Source organism: Salipiger bermudensis HTCC2601, assembly GCF_000153725.1.
GTDB classification, from domain to species: Bacteria; Pseudomonadota; Alphaproteobacteria; order Rhodobacterales; family Rhodobacteraceae; genus Salipiger; species Salipiger bermudensis.
The window spans coordinates 1,084,183-1,107,918 of sequence record NZ_DS022276.1; the positions used below are offsets into that span (position 1 = coordinate 1,084,183).

Annotated in this window: 17 protein-coding genes, 1 tRNA gene and 1 rRNA gene; 14 read left to right on the forward strand and 5 right to left on the reverse strand. The window is 65.2% G+C overall.

Annotation, left to right across the window (positions count from 1 at the left end):
• Window positions 1–56: 56 nt before the first annotated feature.
• Both amtB and R2601_RS05235 read right to left on the reverse strand, forming a co-directional pair.
• Entirely contained in the window at window positions 57–1,394 is a 1,338-nt protein-coding gene (amtB, locus tag R2601_RS05230) for an ammonium transporter AmtB (protein ID WP_007794639.1), read from the reverse strand.
• Window positions 1,395–1,433: 39 nt separating this feature from the next.
• Window positions 1,434–1,772: a P-II family nitrogen regulator gene (locus R2601_RS05235; RefSeq protein WP_007794645.1), complete on the reverse strand. Its 339-nt coding sequence runs from the start codon at window positions 1,770–1,772 to the stop codon at window positions 1,434–1,436.
• A gap of 257 nt (window positions 1,773–2,029) precedes the next feature.
• On the opposite strand from R2601_RS05235, the gene R2601_RS05240 reads away from it, so the two are divergent.
• From R2601_RS05240 to rlmH, 4 genes are all read left to right on the forward strand, one after another.
• Complete coding sequence (locus R2601_RS05240) at window positions 2,030–4,213, forward strand: transglycosylase domain-containing protein (RefSeq protein WP_007794648.1); 2,184 nt, start codon at window positions 2,030–2,032, stop codon at window positions 4,211–4,213.
• A 103-nt stretch (window positions 4,214–4,316) separates the two neighbouring features.
• Window positions 4,317–6,650: an aldehyde dehydrogenase family protein gene (locus R2601_RS05245; RefSeq protein WP_007794653.1), complete on the forward strand. Its 2,334-nt coding sequence runs from the start codon at window positions 4,317–4,319 to the stop codon at window positions 6,648–6,650.
• Window positions 6,651–6,840: 190 nt separating this feature from the next.
• Complete coding sequence (gene rsfS, locus R2601_RS05250) at window positions 6,841–7,212, forward strand: ribosome silencing factor (protein WP_007794657.1); 372 nt, start codon at window positions 6,841–6,843, stop codon at window positions 7,210–7,212.
• A 10-nt stretch (window positions 7,213–7,222) separates the two neighbouring features.
• On the forward strand, window positions 7,223–7,693 hold the full coding sequence (gene rlmH / locus R2601_RS05255; protein WP_007794659.1) for a 23S rRNA (pseudouridine(1915)-N(3))-methyltransferase RlmH: 471 nt from the start codon (window positions 7,223–7,225) through the stop codon (window positions 7,691–7,693).
• A 266-nt stretch (window positions 7,694–7,959) separates the two neighbouring features.
• Here rlmH and R2601_RS05260 read toward each other — a convergent pair whose 3' ends face one another.
• A complete protein-coding gene (locus R2601_RS05260) occupies window positions 7,960–8,763 on the reverse strand; it encodes an undecaprenyl-diphosphate phosphatase (RefSeq protein WP_007794662.1) in 804 nt (267 codons plus the stop codon).
• A gap of 226 nt (window positions 8,764–8,989) precedes the next feature.
• Here R2601_RS05260 and R2601_RS05265 point away from each other — a divergent pair, with 226 nt between their 5' ends.
• The 10 genes from R2601_RS05265 to R2601_RS27660 all read left to right on the forward strand — a co-directional run bounded on the left by R2601_RS05265 (window position 8,990) and on the right by R2601_RS27660 (window position 22,778).
• Window positions 8,990–10,426: an NAD(P)-dependent oxidoreductase gene (locus R2601_RS05265; protein ID WP_007794664.1), complete on the forward strand. Its 1,437-nt coding sequence runs from the start codon at window positions 8,990–8,992 to the stop codon at window positions 10,424–10,426.
• An 80-nt stretch (window positions 10,427–10,506) separates the two neighbouring features.
• Window positions 10,507–10,944 (forward strand): GFA family protein, encoded by a 438-nt coding sequence (locus R2601_RS05270; protein WP_040544381.1) that lies wholly within the window; start codon window positions 10,507–10,509, stop codon window positions 10,942–10,944.
• Window positions 10,941–11,492, forward strand: coding sequence for a Spy/CpxP family protein refolding chaperone (locus tag R2601_RS05275; protein WP_007794671.1), 552 nt, complete (start codon window positions 10,941–10,943; stop codon window positions 11,490–11,492). The genes R2601_RS05270 and R2601_RS05275 overlap by 4 nt, the downstream gene beginning before the upstream one ends.
• A 16-nt stretch (window positions 11,493–11,508) precedes the next feature.
• Window positions 11,509–16,050 (forward strand): glutamate synthase large subunit, encoded by a 4,542-nt coding sequence (gene gltB / locus R2601_RS05280; protein ID WP_040545165.1) that lies wholly within the window; start codon window positions 11,509–11,511, stop codon window positions 16,048–16,050.
• 391 nt (window positions 16,051–16,441) lie between these two features.
• Window positions 16,442–17,107, forward strand: coding sequence for a monofunctional biosynthetic peptidoglycan transglycosylase (gene mtgA, locus R2601_RS05285; RefSeq protein WP_007794677.1), 666 nt, complete (start codon window positions 16,442–16,444; stop codon window positions 17,105–17,107).
• A 491-nt stretch (window positions 17,108–17,598) separates the two neighbouring features.
• Entirely contained in the window at window positions 17,599–19,917 is a 2,319-nt protein-coding gene (locus R2601_RS05290; protein WP_007794680.1) for a sensor histidine kinase, read from the forward strand.
• Between the two features lie 166 nt (window positions 19,918–20,083).
• Window positions 20,084–20,725, forward strand: coding sequence for a response regulator transcription factor (locus R2601_RS05295; protein WP_007794682.1), 642 nt, complete (start codon window positions 20,084–20,086; stop codon window positions 20,723–20,725).
• Between the two features lie 154 nt (window positions 20,726–20,879).
• Entirely contained in the window at window positions 20,880–21,158 is a 279-nt protein-coding gene (locus R2601_RS26625; protein WP_144266896.1) for a hypothetical protein, read from the forward strand.
• Between the two features lie 63 nt (window positions 21,159–21,221).
• On the forward strand, window positions 21,222–22,313 hold the full coding sequence (locus R2601_RS05305; protein ID WP_311135699.1) for a sulfatase-like hydrolase/transferase: 1,092 nt from the start codon (window positions 21,222–21,224) through the stop codon (window positions 22,311–22,313).
• Window positions 22,314–22,451: 138 nt separating this feature from the next.
• Window positions 22,452–22,778, forward strand: a complete 327-nt coding sequence (locus R2601_RS27660; protein ID WP_375360180.1) for a hypothetical protein — start codon at window positions 22,452–22,454, stop codon at window positions 22,776–22,778.
• A gap of 289 nt (window positions 22,779–23,067) precedes the next feature.
• Here the strand turns inward: R2601_RS27660 and R2601_RS05310 are convergent.
• A tRNA-Met gene (locus R2601_RS05310) sits at window positions 23,068–23,144 on the reverse strand.
• 72 nt (window positions 23,145–23,216) lie between these two features.
• A 5S ribosomal RNA gene (gene rrf, locus R2601_RS05315) occupies window positions 23,217–23,331 on the reverse strand.
• Window positions 23,332–23,736 lie beyond the last annotated feature (405 nt).

The following is a 23,736-nucleotide window of genomic DNA, read 5'->3' on the forward strand; positions in this document are numbered from 1 at the left end:
ACCCGGGCGCGAACGCCCGGGCAGTTGGTCACGAAAGGCTGATAGGAAGGAGGAGATCAGCCCTTGGAGAATTCCGGGTAGGCCTCCATGCCCAGCTCGCCCATGTCGAGGCCCGCGATTTCTTCCTCTTCCGAGACACGGATGCCCATGACCAGCTTGAGGATGAACCACACGACCGCGGAGGTGACGACGGTGAAGATGCCGACCACGACGATGCCGTAGAGCTGCGTGCCGAGCGAGGCGTCACCGTTGGTGAAGACCACGGCGATGGTGCCCCAGATGCCGCAGATCAGGTGGACCGGGATCGCGCCGACGACGTCGTCGATCTTCATCTTGTCGATCGCCGGGATGGCGAAGACCACGATGATACCGCCGATGGCACCGATGATGGTGGCTGCGCCCAGCGAGGGGGTCAGCGGCTCTGCGGTGATCGAGACGAGGCCTGCGAGGGCGCCGTTCAGGACCATGGTGAGGTCGGGCTTCTTGAACATCACCTGGCTGACGATCAGCGCGGCGATGGCGCCACCGGCAGCAGCGGTGTTGGTGTTGGCGAAGATGCGCGACACGTCTGCGACGTCACCCACGGTGCCCATTGCCAGCTGCGATGCGCCGTTGAAGCCGAACCAGCCGAGCCACAGGATGAACGTGCCGAGCGTGGCGAGGGTCAGGTTGGAGCCCGGGATCGGGATCACGGTGCCGTCCTTGAACTTGCCGATACGCGGGCCGAGGATGATGGCACCGGTCAGAGCGGCCCAGCCACCCACGGAGTGCACGACGGTCGAGCCGGCGAAGTCGAGGAAGCCTGCTGCGTCGAGGAAACCGCCGCCCCACTTCCAGGAGGCCTGCAGCGGGTAGATGATCGAGGTCAGCACGATCACGAAGATCAGGAACGGCCACAGCTTGATACGCTCGGCCAGGGTGCCCGAAACGATCGACGCGGTGGTGGCGCAGAACATCAGCTGGAAGAAGAAGTCCGAGCCGGTCGAGGCGTAGCCGTAATCGTCGGCACCTTCGGCGGTCACACCCACGACTTCAAGAACCGCGGGGCCCCAGACGCCGGAGATGATGCCTTCGGAGGCCCAGGTGCCGAGCGGGTACATCAGGTTGTAGCCGATCAGGTAGTAGAAGATCGCGGCGAGCGAGAACAGCGCGACGTTCTTCATGCACTGCATGGCGACGTTCTTGGAGCGGACGAGGCCGGCTTCCAGCATCGCGAAGCCTGCGGCCATCCACATCACCAGGAAACCACCGATGAGGAAGAGCAGCGAGTTGAAGATGAAGACGGTGTCGGTCGAGGCGTTGACGCCCGGAGCGGGGCCCTCGTCCTGTGCCAGGCCCAGCGAGGGCAGCGCGATCAGCGCGGCAGCCGGGGCGAGAGTCTTGAGAAGTTTCATGTTCCGTTGTCCCTTGTAATCTTTGCGAACGAACCGCGATCAGATCGCGTCTGCGTCGGTTTCGCCGGTACGGACCCGCACCGCCTGCGCCACGTCCAGCACGAAGATCTTGCCGTCGCCGATCTTGCCGGTCTGCGCCGTCTTGGTGATCGTTTCGACAACCTGGTCGGCCATGGAGGCAGCAACCACGATCTCCAGCTTGATCTTCGGTACGAAGTTCACAGCATATTCTGCGCCGCGGTAGATTTCGGTGTGGCCGGACTGAGAGCCGAAGCCCTTGATTTCCGTCACCATCATGCCGCGCACGCCGATACCGGTGAGCGCCTCGCGCACCTCCTCGAGCTTGAACGGCTTGATCGTCGCAATGATCAGTTTCACCTTGGTCCCTTTCAGTTTTGCAGACGGCTGCCTGCGGTATGCATGGGCAGAAAGCCGCCCGATGCCTGGCATTGGAAGAAAAGGCCCTTGTAAGGCCCGAGCGAGTCCCCATTGACGCACAAGAAAAGTGCTTAATCTGACTGATCGCACAATTTTAATGCACATCAAAAAGTCATTAATCGGGCAGTTTCGCGGTCTACATCACCCGCCAAAGTCGCTATCCTGCCTCGAAAGAGCAGCATGCCAGGCAAGACGACATGAGTGATTCAGGCCGGGGCAAGGGCCGGCTGGTGGCGGAGCGACGCTACCAGGAAAAGGCCGGCCAAACGCCCAGGAAATCCAAGCCGAAGAAGACCAACCGCAAGGCACCGCGGCGCAAGCCCGTGCGCAAGCGCAATCCCATCGCGGCCTTCTTCATTGGCATATTCCGCTGGGTCTTCGGCCTGATCTGGAAGATCACATGGCGGATCACGGCGGTTGTGGCGCTGCTCCTCGCGGTCGGCGTGGGCTATTTCTACGCCCAGCTTCCCCCGGTCGAGGATCTGCTCGACGGCCGCGCCCGCGGCTCGGTCACGCTGATGGACCGCAATGGCCAGATCTTCGCCTGGCGCGGCGACCAGTTCGGCGGCGCGGTGACCGCCGACAGCGTCAGCCCGCATCTGCGCAACGCGGTCATCGCCACCGAGGACAAGCGCTTCTACCGCCACTTCGGCATCTCGCCCCGCGGCATCGCCAGTGCCGTGCGCATCAACATGTCCGAGGGCCGCGGCCCGCTCTCGGGCCACGGCGGCTCGACCATCACCCAGCAGACCGCGAAGCTGCTCTGCCTCGGCGTGCCCTTCGACGACACCCAATGGGAGAGCGAGGCCGCCTACATCTCTGATTGCCGCCGCACCACGCTGGTCCGCAAGGGCCGCGAGGCGCTCTACGCGATGGCGATGGAGGCCAAGTACACCAAGGACGAGATCCTCTCGATCTATCTCAACCGCGCCTACATGGGCGGCGGCGCCTACGGTGCCGAGGCCGCGGCGCAGCGCTATTTCAGCAAACACGCCGGCGAGCTGAACCCGCAGGAATCGGCGATGCTCGCCGGTCTGCTGACCGCGCCGTCGTCGCTGTCGCCGACGAACGACATCGAGCGCTCGCAAGCGCGCGCCGCCACGGTGCTGCGGCTGATGAACGATCAGGGCTTCCTCTCCGCCGAGCAGACCCAGCGCGCGCAGGCCAACCCGGCGGAACTTTCGGAAGAGGCGCAGCGCCGTCTTGGCGGGTATTTCGCCGACTGGGTGATGTCGACCGGGCCGGAGTTCTTCACCCGCGACACCACCGAGGACGTGGTGATTGCGACCACGCTCGACCCCAAGCTGCAGCGCGCCGCCGAAGAGGCGATGAACACCGTCTACCGCGAGAAGGTCACCAAGCCCGGCTCGGTGGTGCAGGCGGCGATCGTGGTGATGTCGGCGGACGGCGCCGTGCGCGCCATGGTCGGCGGCAAGAAGACCGGCGTCTCGGGCGTGTTCAACCGCGCCACGCAGGCCAAGCGCCAGACCGGCTCCTCCTTCAAGCCCTTCATCTACGCCACCGCGCTGGAGCTCGGCTATTCGCCCTATGACACCGTCGTCGACGAGCCGTTCTGCATGAACATCCCCGGCTCGGGCCAGTGGTGCCCCGAGAACTACAGCCGCAACTACAAGGGAACCGTCACCCTCACCGACGCGCTCAAGCAGTCGCTCAACATCCCCGCGATCAAGATCTCCGAAAGCGTCGGCCGCGATCTGGTGCACAAGGTGGCAAACGAGTTCGGCATCAAGTCCGAGCTCAACGACACCCCTGCCATGGCGCTCGGCACCTCCGAGGCCACGCTGCTGGAGATGACCGGCGCCTATTCCGGCTTTCTCAACGGCGGCTCCGCGGTGGTGCCCTACGGGCTCAAGGAACTGCGGCTCAAGGGCGATGACGAGGTGCTCATGGGCACCGGCGGCGGCATCCGCGAGCGGGTGATCCAGACCGAGGCGGCGGGCCAGCTGACCTGGATGATGGAGAAGGTCATCACCGAGGGCACCGGTCGCCGCGCGATCCTGCCCGACGGCCGCCCGGCCGCCGGCAAGACCGGCACCTCGAACGATGCCCGCGACGCGTGGTTCATCGGCTTCACCGCCGACTACGTGGTTGGCGTCTGGATGGGCAACGACGATAACTCGCCGCTCAGCGGTGTCACCGGCGGCGGCCTGCCGGCCGACATCTGGCGCGAAACCATGGTACGCGTGAACGAAGGCCTGCCGATCAATCCGCTGCCCGCCATCGCCCCCGAGGGCCCCTCGCCGCAGATGGTCGAGGAGCAGCAGCGCCAGCAGCAACAGCAGCAGGCGCCGACGCAGGAACGCCGCCAGCGCGACAACTTCATCCAGCAGGTCCTGCGCGACCTTCTGGGCGGCGGCTGACTGACGCCACGGCGCACCGCGCGAGGGATGGGATTTTTCTTTCCCTCGCGCCGCCGACACGGTCTAACACTGGCCACGTCCCCTCGACGGAAGGAGCCCCGGCATGAGCGTGAAAGAGATCTTCGAGAGCATGGAATACGGTCCCGCCCCCGAAAGCCCCGCCGAGGCGCTTACCTGGCTCGTCGACCAGGGCGACCGCTTCGGCCACTTCATCGACGGCGCCTTCACCCCGCCGGGCGAGACCTTCGAGAGCCGCAACCCGGCGACCGGCGAGGTCCTGGCGAGCCTCACGCAGGCGACACAGGCCGATGTCGACGCCGCCGTCTCTGCCGCCCGCGCCGCACAGGGAAAATGGCAGCGCCTCGGAGGTCCGGCCCGCGCCCGTCACCTCTATGCCATCGCCCGGCTGGTGCAGAAGCACGCCCGGCTCTTCGCGGTGCTCGAGACGCTGGACAACGGCAAGCCGATCCGAGAGAGCCGCGACATCGACGTGCCCCTCGTCGCCCGCCACTTCTACCACCATGCCGGCCATGCCCAGCTGATGGAGAGCGAGATGCCGGGGCGCGAGGCGCTCGGTGTCTGCGGCCAGATCATCCCGTGGAACTTCCCGCTGCTGATGCTGGCATGGAAGGTCGCTCCGGCGCTGGCGATGGGCAACACCGTGGTGCTGAAGCCCGCCGAATGGACCTCGCTCACGGCCCTGCTTTTCGCCGATATCTGCCGCCAGGCGGGCCTGCCCAAGGGTGTGGTCAACATCGTCACCGGCGACGGCGCGGTCGGAGAGATGATCACCGCCTCGGAGGTCGACAAGATCGCCTTCACCGGCTCGACCGAGGTCGGCCGGAAGATCCGTGAGGCCACCGCCGGCAGCGGCAAGGCGCTGACCCTCGAACTGGGCGGCAAGTCGCCCTACATCGTCTTCGAGGATGCCGATCTCGACAGCGCCGTCGAGGGGCTGGTGGATGCGATCTGGTTCAACGGCGGGCAGGTCTGCTGCGCCGGCTCGCGGCTTCTCGTTCAGGAGGGCATCGCCGAGCGCTTCCACGCAAAGCTCAAGGCGCGCATGGAGAAGCTGCGCATCGGCGATCCGCTCGACAAGTGCATCGACGTGGGGGCCATCGTCGATCCGGTGCAGCGCGACCGCATCGCCGCGATGGTCGCAGGCAGCGACGGCGAGATCTTCCAGTCCGGCCCCTGCCCCGAGGGCTGCTTCTACCCGCCGACGCTGATCTCCGGGCTGTCGCCGGCCTCGAAGCTGATGCAGGACGAGATCTTCGGCCCGGTGCTGGTCTCGGCCACTTTCCGCACGCCTTCCGAGGCGGTGCAGATGGCCGACAACACGCGCTACGGCCTCGCCGCCAGCGTCTGGTCCGAGAACATCAACACCGCGCTCGACATCGCGCCCAAGCTCGCCGCCGGCGTGGTCTGGGTCAACGGCTCGAACATGTTCGACGCCGCCGCTCCCTTTGGCGGCCTGCGCGAAAGCGGCTTCGGGCGCGAGGGCGGCCCGGAGGGTCTCACGGCCTACACCCGCGACAGCCGCAAGCCCAAGGCGCTCAAGCCCATCGCGCCCTTCGGCGGCGACGAGGCCGAGCCGCAACCGGTGGACCGCACCGCCAAGCTCTATATCGGCGGCAAGCAGGCGCGGCCCGATGGCGGCTACGCCCGCGCGGTCAACGACAAGCGCGGCAAGCTCATCGGCCAGGCGCCGCTGGCCAACCGCAAGGACATCCGCAACGCCGTCGAGGCGGCGCGCGGCGCGGCAGCGTGGTCTTCGGCCAGCGCCCACAACCGCGCTCAGGTGATCTATTATATCGGCGAGAACCTCTCGGCGCGCGCCGAGGAGTTCGCCGCCACCATCGACCGCATGACCGGCGCCCGCACCGGCGCCAAGGAGGTCGAGAAATCGGTCGAGCGGCTCTTTACCTATGCCGCCTGGGCCGACAAGTTCGATGGGCGCATCGCCAACGTGCCGCTGCGCGGCGCGGCGCTTGCCATGCGCGCGCCCTGCGGCGTGATCGGCGGCTTCTGCCCCGATGCCTACCCCCTGCTCGGGCTCGTGTCGCTGATGGCCCCGGCCATCGCCATGGGCAACCGGGCGATTCTCGTGGCCTCCGAACCGTTCCCGCTCGCCGCGACCGAGTTCTACCAGGTGCTCGAGACCTCGGACGTGCCGGGCGGCGTGGTCAACATCCTCACCGGCAGCCATGCCGAGCTGGCGCCCACGATGGCCAGCCACATGGATATCGAGGCGGTGTGGAGCTTCTCGGGCGCCGATCTCTCGACAGAGATCGAACGCGGCGCGGCGGGCAACCTCAAGCGCGCTTGGGTGAATTACGCCCAGGACCGCGACTGGATGGGCGCCGATGGCGAAGGCCGCGCCTTCCTCGAGGCCGCGACCGAGGTCAAGACGGTGTGGATCCCCTGGGGCGCCTGATACGGGCTTGATACGCGGCGGCGCGGGCGTTAAGCGCTGCGCTGCCCTGCGATCATTGAGATTTTGCGACTCCGATGCTATCTTAAAGGCACGCCCGGCGCCGGGGTGGCTTTCGGCGCTTGCAACCAAGGAGGACAACGTCCTGACACTTACTGCGAATGCGGCCGGTGCCGCAGAGCCGGGGGCGCCGATGAACGGCCTGCCCCAATCCGAGGTCACAAGCGAGCAGATCCTCGCGCGCATCCTCGAAAGCCTCGATGACAACAAGGCGGAAGACGTCGTGCAGATCGACCTGCGCGGCAAGACCTCCGTGTGCGACCAGATGGTCGTGTGCTCGGGCCGCTCCTCGCGTCAGGTTGTCTCGATCGCCGAGAAGCTGGTCGAAGACCTGAAGCACGATCTGGGCCTGCTGCCCAAGATCGAGGGTCAGGACACCGGCGACTGGGTTCTGGTCGACACCGGCGATGTCATCGTCCATGTCTTCCGCCCGGAAGTGCGCGAGTTCTACCAGCTCGAGAAGATGTGGATGCCGCTTGGCAAAACCGCGCAGACCGTGACCTGACCACGGTCTCATGCGCGTACATCTTTGCGTCGTGGGGCGCCTTCGGGCGGGCCCCGAACGCGATCTTGTCGACGACTACCTGAAAAGATTCGACCGCACCGGTCGTGCGCTCGGGCTTGGCCCGGTGCGCGTGGTGGAGGTCGACGACCGCAAGGGCGGCGGCATGGCCTCCGAGGCGGAGTTGCTGCGCCGCGCCCTGCCCTCCGGCGCGCGGCTCTGCATCCTCGATGAACGCGGCAAGCTCATGAGCTCTCCGGATTTCGCCCAGACCCTCGGCCGCTGGCGCGATGACGGCACCCAGGACATGGCCTTCGTCATCGGCGGTGCCGACGGCCTCGACCCGTCGTTGCGCGCCGAGGCCGACATGGCGCTGTCCTTCGGGCAGATGGTCTGGCCGCACATGTTGGTGCGGGTGATGATCGCCGAGCAGCTCTACCGCGCCGCCTCGATCCTCGCAGGAAGCCCATACCACCGCGTGTGAGGGCCCGTTACGATTCACCTGAGCGGGAATTCGCGCGCGCAGCATTCCACGGCGGCGGGTTTCCGCTAGCGGTATTGAGGCACCATTGCCAAGCCCGACATGCTTGAATTAGCAGGATTCCCAAGCGTGTGCTCGCTGCCTGAAATCGCGCGTATGCGTCGGCAACCCTGTCCCCAGCGGTCAATTCCCGTCCGCGAGTCGGCGCATCTCAAGGCCCCGGAGTTCCCCAAACTCCGGGGCCACCTTCTTTCTTGGAAAGAGACTGCTCAGCTATAGGCGTAGATCAGCAGACCGGCGCCGAGAATGACGCGGTAGATGACGTAGGGCGTGAAGCTCACCGAGTGCAGCAGACGCATCATCAGGGTCAGCGCCGCCAGCGCCGCACCAAAGGCGAAGACCGCGCCGATCAGCCCGTCGATGGCAACGCTGGCATCGGCCTCGGAGGCGACCTCGAGCCCCAGCAAAGCGCCCGAGGCGAGGATCGTCGGAATCGACATCAGCATCGCGATCTTGGCGGCGTCGTGCCGATTGTAGCCCAGGAACCGCCCGCCGGTGATGCAGATGCCCGAACGCGAGGTGCCGGGGATCAGAGCCACCGCCTGCCAGAGCCCCATCTTCAGCGCATCCATTGCGCCCCAGTCCTGCTCTTCCTTGTGCACCGGCCCGCGCTGGTCGGCCCAGTAGAGCACGATCCCGAAGCCCAGCATCGTCCAGCCGATCACCGCCACCGAGCGCAGCGCCTCGTCGAGACCGGTGATCTTCATCAGGAGGCCCGCGATGATCACCGGGATGGTGGCGATGATCAGGCCGAAGGCGAGCCGCGCCCCCGGCGTCTCGCGCCGTCCGCGGATCAGGTCGACGGTGCCCAGCGCCACCACGCGTACGTCGCGCCAGAAATAGAGCACCACGGCGGCCAGCGTGCCGACATGCACGGCAACATCGATGGCCTGCCCCTGATCGGCCATGCCTGTCAGATTCGGCAGAAGAATCAGGTGACCTGAGGAGGAAATAGGCAGAAACTCGGTGATGCCCTGTATCAGGGCCAGCAGGATGAGCTGCAGCATTGGCATGGGCAGGAACCTCCGGCTAGCCTCACACCGTGTCTATAACGCCCTTGTTTCAAGGGGAAAAGCGTCAAATAGGTCCGGCTCGTTACTCAGTTTTCATGAAAGAATGCTGTGCGCCGAGTCGTGTTCGCAAAATAAAGCGAATATAGGTCAGCCTTTCTGACTTTTCTTTCAATTCAGCTTTCAGTATTGAAGCCCGACCCAAGGACTTGTTCGGAGACCCAGGAACATGGCGAAGCAGCCGATGCTCAAATTCGTGAAGATCGAGCGGGATATGCCCGAGAAACGCGAGGCAGATGTCCGGAACAAGGACTTCGACGAAATCTATGCCGAGTTCGCCGACGCCAAGGCGACGGAGCAGTCGAGCCGTTGTTCGCAATGCGGCGTGCCCTACTGCCAGTCGCACTGCCCGCTGCACAACAACATCCCCGACTGGCTGCGCCTGACCGCGACCGGCCGCCTCGAGGAGGCCTACGAGGTCAGCCAGGCGACCAACACCTTCCCCGAGATCTGCGGCCGCATCTGCCCGCAGGACCGTCTGTGCGAGGGCAACTGCGTCATCGAGCAGTCGGGCCACGGCACCGTGACCATCGGCTCGGTCGAGAAGTACATCACCGACACCGCGTGGGAGAAAGGCTGGGTCAAGCCCGCCTCCCCGGCGCAGGAACGTCAGGAAAGCGTCGGCATCATCGGTGCCGGCCCCGGCGGCCTTGCCGCCGCCGACATGCTGCGCCGCGCCGGCGTGCAGGTGACGGTCTATGACCGCTATGACCGTGGCGGCGGCCTGCTGACCTACGGCATCCCGGGCTTCAAGCTCGAAAAGGAAATCGTCATGCGCCGCATGCAGCAGCTCGAGGATGGCGGCGTCCGCTTCGTGATGAACTGCAGCGTCGGCGAGGACATGTCCTTCGAAGACATCCGCGAACAGCATGACGCGGTGATCATCGCCACGGGCGTCTACAAGTCGCGCGACCTGCGCGGCCCCGGAGCTGGCGCCAAGGGCATCGTCAAGGCGATCGACTACCTCACCGCGTCGAACCGCACCGCCAATTTCGGCGATACCGTGCCGGAATACGAAAGCGGCGAGCTCAACGCCAACGGCAAGAAGGTCGTGGTGATCGGCGGCGGCGACACCGCCATGGACTGCGTCCGCACCGCGATCCGTCAGGGCGCCGAGAGCGTGAAATGTCTCTACCGCCGCGACCGTGCCAACATGCCCGGCTCGCAGCGCGAAACCCAGAACGCCGAGGAAGAAGGCGTGCAGTTCGAGTGGCTGACCGCGCCCAAGGGCTTCATGGGCGATCCGGTCTCCGGCGTGCTGGTACAGAAGATGCGCCTCGGCCTGCCCGATGCCACCGGTCGCCAGTCGCCCGAGCTGATCGAGGGCTCCGACTACGAAGAGCCCGCCGATCTGGTCATCAAGGCGCTCGGCTTCGAGCCGGAAGAGCTGCCGACGCTGTGGGGCGCGCCCGAGCTGGAAGTGACCCGCTGGGGCACCATCAAGGCCGAGTTCACCTCCGGCCGCACCGCCCTGCCCGGCGTCTACGCCGTGGGCGACATCGTGCGCGGTGCCAGCCTCGTGGTCTGGGCGATCCGTGACGGCCGCGACTGCGCCGAGCACGTGCTGCAGGACTTCAACAAGACCGCCGCCGTCGCGGCGGAGTGATCCAGGGCGCGCGCCAGCGCGGCGCGCCCCGCAAGCCGGCGCGTCGGATGGCCCGATGCGCCATGCCAGAGGACAGGGTGATGACCGGACGGACAGGCGCATGCATGTGCGGCGCGGTGCGCTTCACGGCGAAGTCGATGGGCGGCTTCGGCGTCTGCCATTGCGAGCAGTGCCGCCGCTGGGCCGGCTCGGCGCTGTTCGCCGTCACCGTGCCGGTCGCCGACATGGCGATTGAGAACGCGGGCAGCATCCGCGCCTTCCGCTCCTCCGACTGGGCCAGCCGCGAGTTCTGCGGCACCTGCGGCTCGGTGCTTTGGTATCGCTACGACAAGGGCGTCGACGGCGCCGGCGATTACGAGGTCACCATCGGCCTGCTCGATGATGCCTGCGGGCTGGTGCTCGAGCGCGAGATCTTCGCCGACGAGAAGCCCGACTGCTGGGCACTGCAGGGCGATCATCCCCGCATGACCCGCGCCGAGACGCTGACCAAGTACGGCGTGCAGGTGGACGGCGCATGATCCGCGCCCTGCCCACTCTGGCGCTTGCCGCGCTGCTCGCCGCGCCCGCCACGGCCGAGATCCAGCCCTATGCCGGGCAGGACGCGCGCGACGTCGCCTCGCTGAGCGCGGCAGATGTGCAGGCGATCCTCGCGGGCGAGGGCTGGGGCCTGGCAAAGCCCGCCGAGCTCAACGGCTACCCCGGTCCGGCCCACGTGCTGGAGCTCGCCGAGGAGCTGGAGCTGACAGACGAACAGACCGCCTCGGTAGAGGCGATCCATGACGAGATGACGCGCGCGGCGATGACTGCCGGCGCCGAATACGTCGCCAGCGAAGAGCATCTGACCAAGATGTTCCGCGCCGGTCACGCTGAGCCCGACATGCTCGCCGCCCTGCTGCAAAGCTCGGCCAACGCATTGTCGCGGCTGCGCGAGGTGCACCTTGCGGCGCATCTGGCGGTGACGCCGCTGCTGAGCGACGACCAGAAAGAGACTTACGCGCGTCTGCGCGGATATGGCGGCGGGACCGGGGGGCACGAAGGTGCCGGCCACGACCACCCGCAGCATTGATCAAGGAGGCTTGACCATGACCACTTACGACCAGAACTGGGCCGCCGCCGAGGAAGCCAAGCGCAAATGGATGGAAGAGAACGCCCTGTTCCGCGAGGAGCATGAGCATTCGTCCTGCGGCGTGGGCCTCGTGGTGTCCATCGACGGCAAGCCGTCGCGCAAGGTTGTCGAGGCAGGCATCACCGCGCTGAAGGCCATCTGGCACCGCGGCGCAGTTGACGCCGACGGCAAGACCGGCGACGGCGCCGGCATCCATGTGCAGATCCCTGTCGCGTTCTTCTACGACCAGATCGACCGCACCGGCCACGCGCCGCGCAAGGGTGAGCTGATGGCCGTGGGCCAAGTCTTCCTGCCGCGCACCAACTTTGCCTCGCAGGAGACCTGCCGGACCATCGTCGAGACCGAGGTCCTGCGCATGGGCCACTACATCTACGGCTGGCGCCACGTGCCGGTGAACGTCGACTGCCTTGGCGAGAAGGCCAACGCGACGCGCCCGGAGATCGAGCAGATCCTGATCTCGAACGCCAAGGGCGTCGACGAGGAGACCTTCGAGCGCGAGCTCTACGTCATCCGTCGCCGCATCGAGAAGGCCGCCGCCGCGGCCGGCATCAACGAGCTCTACATCGCCTCGCTGTCCTGCCGCTCGATCATCTACAAGGGCATGATGCTGGCCGAGCAGGTGGCGGATTTCTATCCCGATCTGCAGGACGAGCGCTTCGAGTCCGCCTTCGCGATCTACCACCAGCGCTATTCCACCAACACCTTCCCGCAGTGGTGGCTGGCCCAGCCCTTCCGCATGCTCGCCCATAACGGCGAGATCAACACGCTGAAGGGCAACACCAACTGGATGAAGAGCCACGAGATCCGCATGGCCTCGTCGACCTTCGGAGAGATGGCCGAGGACATCAAGCCGATCATCGCCAGCGGTGCGTCGGACTCCGCCGCCCTCGACGCGGTGTTCGAAGTGCTGGTCCGCGCCGGGCGCAACGCGCCGATGGCCAAGACCATGCTGATCCCGGAATCGTGGTCCAAGCAGGCGGTGGAGCTGCCGCAGGCGTGGCGCGACATGTATTCCTACGTCAACTCGGTGATGGAGCCGTGGGACGGCCCCGCGGCGCTCGCCATGACCGACGGCCGCTGGGTCTGCGGCGGTCTCGACCGCAACGGCCTGCGTCCGATGCGCTATGTCGTGACCGGTGACGATCTGCTGATCGCCGGCTCCGAGGCGGGCATGGTTCCCGTCGACGAGGGCACCGTCCGCGAGAAGGGCGCGCTTGGCCCAGGCCAGCTCATCGCCGTCGACATGGAAGAGGGCAAGCTCTACCACGACACCCAGATCAAGGACCGCCTCGCGGCCTCGCAGCCCTTCGGCGAATGGGTCGGCAAGATCACCGATCTTGACGAGCCGCTGTCGAAGGTCACCGAGAAGCCGGTCTTCACCGGCGCCGAACTGCGCAAGCGTCAGATCGCGGCGGGCTACTCGATCGAGGAGCTCGAGCAGATCCTGTCGCCGATGGCCGAGGACGGCAAGGAGGCGCTGGCCTCGATGGGCGACGACACGCCCTCTGCGGTGCTGTCCAAGAAGTATCGCCCGCTGAGCCACTTCTTCCGCCAGAACTTCAGTCAGGTCACCAACCCGCCGATCGACAGCTTGCGCGAATTCCGCGTCATGAGCCTCAAGACGCGGTTCGGCAACCTCAAGAACGTGCTCGATGAATCCTCGTCCCAGACCGAGATCCTCGTGCTCGAGAGCCCGTTCGTGGGCAACGCCCAGTTCGACGAGCTGAAAGAGCACTTCAATGCCGGGCTGGTCGAGATCGACTGTACCTTCCCCGCCGATGGCGGCGAGGGCGCGCTGCGCGAAGCACTGGCGCGCATCCGCAACGAGGCCGAGGACGCGGTGCGCTCGGGCGGCGGGCACCTCGTGCTCACCGACCAGCACCAGTCCGAGGACAAGGTCGCGATGCCGATGATCCTCGCCACCTCGGCGGTACATTCCTGGCTGACCAAGAAGGGCCTGCGCACCTTCTGCTCGCTGGGCGTCCGCTCGGCCGAGTGCATCGACCCGCATTACTTCGCCGTCCTCGTGGGCTGCGGTGCGACCATCGTGAACCCCTACCTCGCCGAGGACAGCCTGGCCGACCGCATCGACCGCGGCCTGCTCGACGGCAGCCTGACCGAGAACGTCGCCCGCTTCCGCGAGGCCATCGACCAGGGTCTGCTCAAGATCATGGCCAAGATGGGCATCTCGGTGATCTCGTCCTATCGCGGCGGCCTCAACTTCGAGGCCGTAGGCCTGTCGCGCGCCATGTGCGCCGAGTACTTCCCCGGCATGCTGAGCCGGATCTCGGGCATCGGTGTGCACGGCATCCAGAACAAGGCCGAGGAGATCCACGAGCTGGCCTTCCGCGGCGGCCGCGACGTCCTGCCGATCGGCGGCTTCTACAAAGCGCGCAAGTCGGGCGAGACCCACGCGTGGGGGGCGCAGACCATGCACCTCATGCAGGCGGCCTGCAACAAGGCCTCCTACGAGCTTTGGAAGACCTATTCCAAGGCGATGCGGGCCAACCCGCCGATCCACCTGCGCGACCTGCTGGACGTGAAGCCGATCGGCAAGGCGATCCCGATCGAGGAGGTCGAGAGCATCACCTCGATCCGCAAGCGCTTTGTCACCCCGGGGATGTCGCTGGGTGCGCTGTCGCCCGAGGCGCACAAGACCCTCAACGTCGCGATGAACCGCATCGGCGCCAAGTCGGATTCCGGTGAAGGCGGCGAGGATCCGGCACATTTCGTGCCCGAGCCCAACGGCGACAACCCGTCGGCCAAGATCAAGCAGGTGGCATCGGGCCGCTTCGGCGTCACCGCCGAGTACCTGAACCACTGCGAAGAGCTCGAGATCAAGGTCGCGCAGGGTGCCAAGCCCGGCGAGGGTGGCCAGCTTCCGGGCATGAAGGTCACCGATCTGATCGCCCGCCTGCGCCACTCGACCAAGGGCGTGACGCTGATCTCGCCGCCGCCGCACCACGACATCTACTCGATCGAGGACCTTGCGCAGCTGATCTACGACCTCAAGCAGATCAACCCGCGCTGCAAGGTGACGGTGAAGCTGGTGGCGTCTTCGGGCGTCGGCACGATTGCGGCCGGTGTTGCGAAGGCCAAGGCCGACGTGATCCTGATCTCGGGTCACAACGGCGGCACCGGCGCGTCGCCGGCGACCTCGATCAAGTATGCCGGTCTGCCATGGGAGATGGGCCTCACCGAGGCGCACCAGGTTCTGGCGATGAACAAGCTGCGTGACCGTGTCACGCTGCGCACCGACGGCGGTCTGCGCACCGGCCGTGACATCGTCATGGCCGCCATGATGGGCGCCGAGGAATTCGGCATCGGCACCGCCGCGCTGATCGCCATGGGCTGCATCATGGTCCGCCAGTGCCAGTCGAACACCTGCCCGGTGGGCGTCTGCACCCAGGACGAGGAGCTGCGTGGCAAGTTCACCGGCAATGCCGACAAGGTGGTCAACCTGATCACCTTCTACGCCACCGAAGTGCGCGAGATCCTCGCCTCGATCGGTGCACGCAGCCTGAACGACGTGATCGGCCGCGCCGATCTGCTGCGTCAGGTGTCGCGCGGGGCCGAGCATCTCGACGACCTCGACCTCAACCCGCTGCTGATCCGCGTCGATGGCGCAGACGACATCGTCTACGACCGCTACAAGGACCGCAACGCGGTGCCCGACACGCTCGATGCCGAGATCGTCCGCGACGGTCACCGCTTCCTCGAGGACGGCGAGAAGATGCAGCTCTCCTACGCGGTGCAGAACACCCACCGCACCGTGGGCACGCGGACCTCGTCGCACATCGTGTCGAAGTTCGGCATGCGCAACGCGCTGCAGCCCGATCACCTGCACGTCAAGCTGACCGGCTCCGCCGGCCAGTCGCTGGGGGCCTTCGCGGCGCCGGGCCTCAAGATCGAGGTGTCGGGCGATGCCAACGACTATGTCGGCAAGGGCCTGTCGGGCGGTCTGATCGTGGTGCGTCCGCCGATGATGTCGCCGCTCAAGGCGGAAGAGAACACCATCATCGGCAACACCGTGCTCTACGGTGCCACCGACGGCCACCTCTTTGCTGCCGGCCGCGCAGGCGAGCGCTTCGCGGTGCGCAACTCGGGCGCCAAGGTGGTGGTCGAGGGCTGCGGCTCGAACGGCTGCGAGTACATGACCGGCGGTGTGGCGGTGATCCTCGGACCGATCGGCGCCAACTTCGGTGCCGGCATGACCGGTGGCATGGCCTATCTCTATGACCCCGAGGGCATGGCGCAGGATATGCTGAACATGGAAAGCCTCGTCACCTGCACCGTCACGCAGGAGCACTGGGAAGCCGAGCTGAAGGACCTCATCGAGCGTCACGTCGCCGAGACCAAGAGCCGCAAGGCGCAGGACATCCTGCAGCACTGGGATCTCGAGAAGGGCAACTTCCTGCAGGTCTGCCCCAAGGAGATGCTCAACAAGATCGCCCACCCGCTGGGAATCGAGGACAGCGTCGCGGTTCCGGCCGAGTAAGCCGCTCCAAGAGGAAACAACAAAAACGCCCGGGCACTCCCCGGGCGTTCTTGTTTTTCAATACCTTGGCTCGGGGCCGCCTCACGAGGGCCGCATTCTCCCCCAAGTGGTGTCGCAATACCGTGAGATGATGAACCCTGTCCCGGCTCATCCCGGGGCACAGCGTGGTGTACGGGTACGAGTGACAGGACCTTCTTTGCCGCACAGAGGCGGTCCGGGTCCGGTGCGTTCGGGCGTACCGGGCCCTTTTTGCGAACACTGCTTTCCCGAACGAGTCCGCCCGTGTAGACCATGATCCATGGCGCGAGCAGCAAAGAAAACCAAAGCGAAGCAGACCAGCGATTCCGCCCCGCGCAAATCCGCGTCGGGGACCAGACGGCCGTTCCGACCGTTGCGCTGGTTCATCCGGCTGGCCGTTCGCGGGGGCCTTGTTCTGCTGGCGCTGGTGCTGCTGCTCGTGGTGCTCTACCGCGTGGTCGACCCGCCCACCACCTACACCATGTGGTCCGAGGGCAAGCGGCTGGGCGCGCCCGTCGATCACGTCTGGGTCGATGCGGACGACATCGCGCCGGTGATGCTGCGCTCGGTCGTGGCAGCGGAGGACGCGAACTTCTGCACCCACTGGGGCTTCGACATGAAGGCGATCCGCAACGCCATCGAGGAAGGCGGCAACCGCGGTGCCTCGACGATCTCGCAGCAAACGGTGAAGAACGTCTATCTCTGGCAGGGCCGCAGCTGGCCGCGCAAGGCGCTCGAGGCGATGATCACGCCGCTGGTCGAGGCGGTCTGGCCCAAGCGCCGGATCCTCGAGGTCTATCTCAACATCGCCGAGTTCGACGAGGGCGTGTTCGGCGTCGGTGCTGCGGCAGAGCATTATTTCGGGGTCGCCTCACAGGCGCTCAGCGCGACGCAGGCGGCCCGTCTGGCGGCGATCCTTCCCGATCCAAAGGATCGTTCCGCCTCGCGGCCCTCAAACTTCGTGCAACGCCGCTCGGCGCAGATCCGCGACGGTGCTGCCACGATCGAGCGCGATGGCCGTGACGACTGCTTCGAGTAAGCCGGTCGTCTTTACGCTGAGGGAATTGGTGCGCACTCTGGTTTCGAATTAAAGGTGCATATGAGATTCGCCTTATGGGCACACGCCTATTCGTCACGCCGGTGAAACCGCAATTTCCGCCCCCCCTCTGTGACGCCTCGAATACTCTCTCGAAGAGCGGAACCGCGGAAAAGAAAACCGGCGCCAGATGGGGATATCTGACGCCGGCTCTTGCTGAAACAGAATACTATAAGCGCCACTCACTAACGCCGTTAAACAACTTTAAACAATATTGCCGATCCGGGAACGCATGACGGGAACTCGATACTCCCCCGGTGCCGACGGACATAAACTTCTCATAACGGGGCCCGAAACGAAATTAGCGTGATTGCCTGCGTAGTTTTGCCTATGCGCAATCGCCGCCGTGGCAGTTGCCCGGAACGCCCCTTTGTGGAAGAACTTCGGGGCATGTAAGCCACCGGCCGGCCGGCGGACTCTGGCACGGGGGTGTGATGCGCGTTTCACTTGGAGCACTGCTGGCAGTCGGCCTTGCCGGGCTGCAGTTCATCGCGGTTCTCGCGGTGGTGTTTTCCTCCTACGTGACCTCGGAACGCGCGCTTCTCGATCACGCCCGCGACCTGCTCAGCGATGTCGGCACCAACACCATTGAGCATTCCCGCGGCTTCCTCAGCCCCGCACGCGGCGCCGCAGAGCTTTCGGCCCGGCTGGCTCAGGACCGGGTGATCGCCAGCGACGTGCCCGAGCTGCTCGAGCAGCTGCTGTTCCAGCAGCTTCAGCTCGCGCCGCAATTCGCCGGGGTCTATCACGGCAACGAGAACGGGGATTTCGTCTATGTCATGCGCGCGGATAATGCGCCCGGGCCGTTCCGGACCAAGATCATCCGCGTCAACGGTGACAAGCGCAGCACCGAACTGATCTGGCGCGACGACGAGTTCCGGGTGATCGAGCGCCGCCTCGACCCCGACGACACGTACGATCCGCGCACGCGCCCGTGGTACATCCGCGCTCGCCAGCAGCTGACCACGATCTGGACAGATCCCTACATCTTCTTCTCCTCCCAGCAGCCCGGCATCACGCTGGCCTCGCCGGTGATGGACGGCCCCGACAGCGTGCGCGGCATCGTCGGCGTCGATATCGAGATCAGCGACATCTCGGATTTCCTCGCTCGGCTGCGCATCGGCAGCACCGGGCGGGCGCTGATCATCCACCGCAATGGCGACGTGCTGGCGCATCCGAACCAATCCCTGCTCAAGACCAAGGACGCCGACGGCACGCTGCGCTTCGTCGACATCCGGCAGTTCGAGGACCCCATCGCCCGTGCCGCCTTTGCGCAGGTCATGGAGAACGGGGTCGCTGCCGTGGAAGAGGAGACGCTGTCGCAGTTCCGCTACAACGGCGGGACCTATGTGGCCGTCGTGATGCCGCCGATCAGCGAGCACCTGCCCTGGACCATCGCGGCCTACGCGCTGGAAAGCGACTTCACCGAGGTGATCAAGGAGAACCGCCTGACCAACATCTGGATCGCGGCGGTGGTTGCGGCAATCACCGGGATCTGCGGGCTGGCGCTGGCGAATTTCATCTACAAGCCGGTGCGCGCCTTCGCGGTGCGCTCGGCGCTGATCTCGCAGGGGGAACTCGATCCTTCCGAACCGCTGCCCAAGACCTACCAGGAGCTCGAGAACGCCAACGAGACGCTGATGCAGCAGATCGCCGCGCGGCGCGAGACCGAGATGGAATACGGCAGCACCTTCGCATTGTCCTCGCGCGGCATGGCCCAGATCGACGCCCGGACGGGGCGCTTCCTGCGCGTCAACGAGCGATTCTGCGAAATCACCGGCTACAGCGCCGAGGCGCTTCAGGTCATGGCGATCTCGGACCTGATCCACCCGGACGACCCGCCCTTCCGCCTGTTCACCGGAGACGACGGCGATCCGGTCCGCGAGATCAACCAGGAACTGCGCTGCGTGCGGCGTGGCGGCGCGGCGATCTGGACGGCGCTCAACTCCATCCTGATCTTCAACCAGCAGGGCCGGCCGCTGCACTTCGTGCTCACCATGGACGACATCACCCAGGCCAAGCACACCGAGGAACAGATCGCCGAGCTCAGCAAGGACCTGTCGAATCTGTCGCGCGACAACACAATGGGCCAGGTCGCCGCCGGGCTGGCGCACGAGCTCAACCAGCCACTGACCGCCATCGCGCAGAACGCTGACAGCGCGCTCTACGCGGTCGACCAGATGAGCGCCGCCAATCCCGAGCTGCACGCCACGCTCGAGGAGATCGCCGAGCAGTCGGTGCGCGCCGGCGAGATCATCCGCGCCCTGCGCGCCTTCATCCGCCGCGACGAAGGCATCCGCACCGATTTCGATCTTTCCGAACTGGTGGCGCAGACCCAGCGCCTGGTCATCGCCGAAGCCCGCGCCGCCAACGCGACGATGACCACCGAGCTCGAAGACCTGCCGCCGGTGAACGCCAACCGCCTGCAGATCGCGCAGGTTCTGGTGAACCTGCTGCGCAATGCCATCGAGGCCGTGGCCGAGAATACCGAAGGCGAGCGCCGCGTTACCGTGCGGGCGCACAGGCTCGGCAAGCAGGTTCTCGTGACCGTGGCCGATACCGGCCCGGGCGTGTCGCCCGATATCAGTCTCTTCACCGATTTCGAGACCACCAAGCCCAGCGGCATGGGCCTTGGCCTGTCGATCTGCCAATCCATCGTGCAGGCCAATGACGGTCGCCTCTGGCACGAGCGCTCGGACCCGCGCGGCGCAAGTTTCCGCTTTACGGTGAATGCCGCGGAAATGCCGTCCTGACCGGATCCCGGTAAACCGAAAAACTGGCGTGTCCGCATGGATGCAAAGAGACCAAATTGGTCTACCAACAGTTGCTTATCCTTGAAAAAGCTGACATTCCGCGCTGAACTCTTTTCGAGAAACAGAATTTCCCTGCGCTGTTTCGCAATTCAGGTTTCGGTTTTCCATGGGTGACAGCAATCAGATGATCTTCATCGTCGATGATGATCAGGACATCCGGACCTCACTGACCCGCGCGCTGACGCAGCGCGGCTTCGAGGTCGAGGCCTTCGCCTCCGGGCGCGAGTTTCTCGCCGCCTATGATGGTGAGCAGGCCGCATGTCTGGTGCTGGATCACGGCATGCCGGGAATGAGCGGGCTCGAATTGCAGGCCCTGCTGAACGGCCAGGGCAGCCCGCTGGCTGTGGTGTTCATCACCGGCCATGGCGGGGTACCGGAATCGGTGCAGGCGATGAAGGCCGGCGCGGTCGATTTTCTCGAGAAACCGTTCCGCCAGTCGGTGCTGATCGAACGGATCGAGACCGCCCTCGAGATCGCATCGGCCAAGCGTGACGCGCTCGAGACGCGGCGCGCGCTGCAGGCCCGCTTCAATCGGCTGACTGCGCGCGAGGAAGAGATCGTCAAGCGCATGCTCACCAACCCCGCCGAGGTATCGAGCAAGGAGATCGCCAACTCGCTCGGCATCAGCCCGCGCACCGTCGATCACCACCGCGCCCGCATCCTCGAGAAGCTCGAGATCCGATCGCTGGTCGAGCTGGTCGACCTTGTCAGCAAGCTGCGCGGCGAAAGCGCATCGGCACAGCTCTGACGCCGGCGCCCGGGCCACACGCTCGCGCAGCACCTGCCGGCGACAGGCCGCCTCCGTTCTGGCACGCCTTGCTGAGATAGCTCTTGTCATTGACCGACTGGGTGAACGAGACACTGCCCACCGGCAGGTCGCGGTGTCACGTCAGCAGCCTGGCATGCTCGATGATCGGGCGGCTCCTGTCCGTTCGAACGGCAGCGCATCCGTCATCGCCGCCCGGACGATCCGCGTGATCGCCCCCGTCCGGGCGCTCTGCGTCGATCCGGACCGCACCATAGACGCGGCGACCTATCGTCTCGACCCATCCCGCTACCGCGTAATCTCGCAGGACCTTCCAGCAGAGGAGGTCGCACACCCAACGCACGCGGCCACGAGCGACCGACATACGCGATCCCTTGCCGTTTCCGCCGAAGCAGAAAATTTATGCAAGACGTGACAGAGAAGATTGCCGCAAGCTACACTTATGCGCGAGTCCTTCGCGATACATGGAGAAGATTCGATGAGTAGATTTACAGCCTTGGCCACTGCCGCCCTATTTTCCGCTTCAATGGCCACGGCTCAGGACGCCGGAACCGACAAGCCCAACATTCTGGTGATCTTCGGAGACGATATCGGCCAGACCAACCTCTCGACCTACAGCTTCGGCCTCATGGGCTACGACACACCCAATATCGATCGGATCGCCTCCGAGGGTGCCAAGTTCACAGACTATTATGCCGAGCAGAGCTGCACTGCGGGGCGCTCTACCTTCATCACCGGCCAATCGACGCTCCGCACCGGCCTCTCCAAGGTCGGGCTGCCCGGGGCAAACGCCGGCATGCAGGACGTGGATGTGACGCTTGCCTCGGCACTCAAGGATCACGGCTACGCCACCGGCCAGTTCGGCAAGAACCACCTCGGCGACCGCGACGAGCATCTCCCCACGGAGCACGGGTTCGACGAGTTCTTCGGCAACCTCTATCACCTCAATGCAGAGGAGGAGCCGGAGCAGTTCAACTATCCGCAGGACCCGGAATTCCGCGAGCGCTTCGGCCCGCGTGGCGTCCTGCACTCCTATGCGGATGGCGAGATCGAAGACACCGGCCCGCTCACCCGCAAGCGGATGGAGACCGTCGACGGGGAAACCGCCGCCGGAGCGATCGACTTCATGACCCGCGCCGTGGAGTCGGGCACGCCCTTCTTCACCTGGTACAACACCACCCGGATGCACTACAAAACCCACGTGCGGGACGAGAACCGCAGCGAGCCGGGCCTGACCGCGCCGACCGAATATGCCGATGGCATGGTCGAGAATGACGGGGTGATCGGCGAGGTTCTTGACGCTCTCGACGAACTGGGTGTCGCCGACAACACGCTGGTGATCTACACCACCGACAACGGTCCGCACCAGAACACTTGGCCGGACGCGGGCACCACGCCGTTCCGGTCCGAAAAGAACACCAACTGGGAAGGTGCATATCGCGTGCCGGCGCTGATCCGCTGGCCCGGCATGATCGAGCCCGGCACCGTCTACACGGAGATGTTCTCAGGGCTTGACTGGTTCCCGACGATCATGGCCGCCGTCGGAGACACCGACATCAAGAGCGGCTGATGGCGGGGACCCCATCGACGGCGAGGAGTACAGAACCATCTCGATGGCTACAACCAACTCGACTACCTCACCGGGGCCACTGATGAGGGCGCGCGCGACGAGTTCTTCTACATCAACGATGATGGCGAGATCGTCGGCCTGCGCTACGAGAACTGGAAGGTGGTCTTCAAGGAACAGCGCAAGCAGGGCACCATGGGTGTGTGGGCCGAGCCCTTCACCGAGCTGCGTGTCCCCAAGCTGTTCGACCTGCGTGCCGATCCCTACGAGCGCGCCGACATTACCTCGAACACCTACTGGGATTGGGTGAGCGATCACGCCTACCTCGTGGCACCGGCCTCGCAGGAGGTCGCGAAGTTCTTCGCCACGTTCGAGGAATATCCGCCGTCGCAGCGTCCGGACAGCTTCTCGATCGATCAGATCCAGGAAGAGCTGAACAACAGCCTCGCGAACATGGGTAGCAACTGATCTCACCGCATTGATCTCGGGCCGGCCTGCACTGCCGGCCCGACTTGCGCCATTGCCCCGAGCCGACACCCTGTTGGCCGGGTCTTGAATGCCCGGGAACGCGACGAAGGGAGCGAGCACGCGCAGTGTCGGAAAGCCCCCAAGGACCTTCAGCGAGAACTTTCGGGCCTCTACGACACGGAAGCGGACTTCCACACGCTTGAGATCCGCAGCAAGCTGCTGGAGATGCTGACTTTTCCGGACAGCAAAAAGGCCGCGACCCTTTCGGGTGCGGCCTGTTCGTTAGGACTGGTTGCGGGAGTAGGATTTGAACCTACGACCTTCAGGTTATGAGCCTGACGAGCTACCGGGCTGCTCCATCCCGCGGCGATTTTGCCCTGATTATGTTTTGGTCAGGGTGGATCGTTTAGAGAGATACGGTTTTGTGGTCTTTTCTAGGTTTGGCGGTGACCTACTCTCCCACGTCTTGAGACGCAGTACCATTGGCGCGACGGCACTTAACGACCGGGTTCGGAATGGAGCCGGGTGTTTTGCTCGTGCTATGACCACCAAACCAAGGAAAGACCACGCTGCAGAGACGGTGCGGCAGGGAGCGTTTCGCGACGCGAAGCGCGCTGCCAGATCCCGTCACTGCGGGTGGGTGTTCATCAACCTGCCCTGTCGGGCGGTGCTGTCAGTCGAGTACGCTGTATGTGTATGCTTTTGAGTGTTCGCAGTCAGGTTTGTGTCCCTGTCTGTTACTGGATCAAATCAAGCCTATCGGACCATTAGTACCGGTCAACTGAACATGTTACCATGCTTACATCTCCGGCCTATCGACGTGGTGGTCTTCCACGGTCCTCAGGGATACCTTGTTTTGAGGGGGGCTTCCCGCTTAGATGCCTTCAGCGGTTATCCTGTCCGATCATAGCTACCCAGCACTGCCGTTGGCACGACAACTGGTCCACCAGTGATCGTC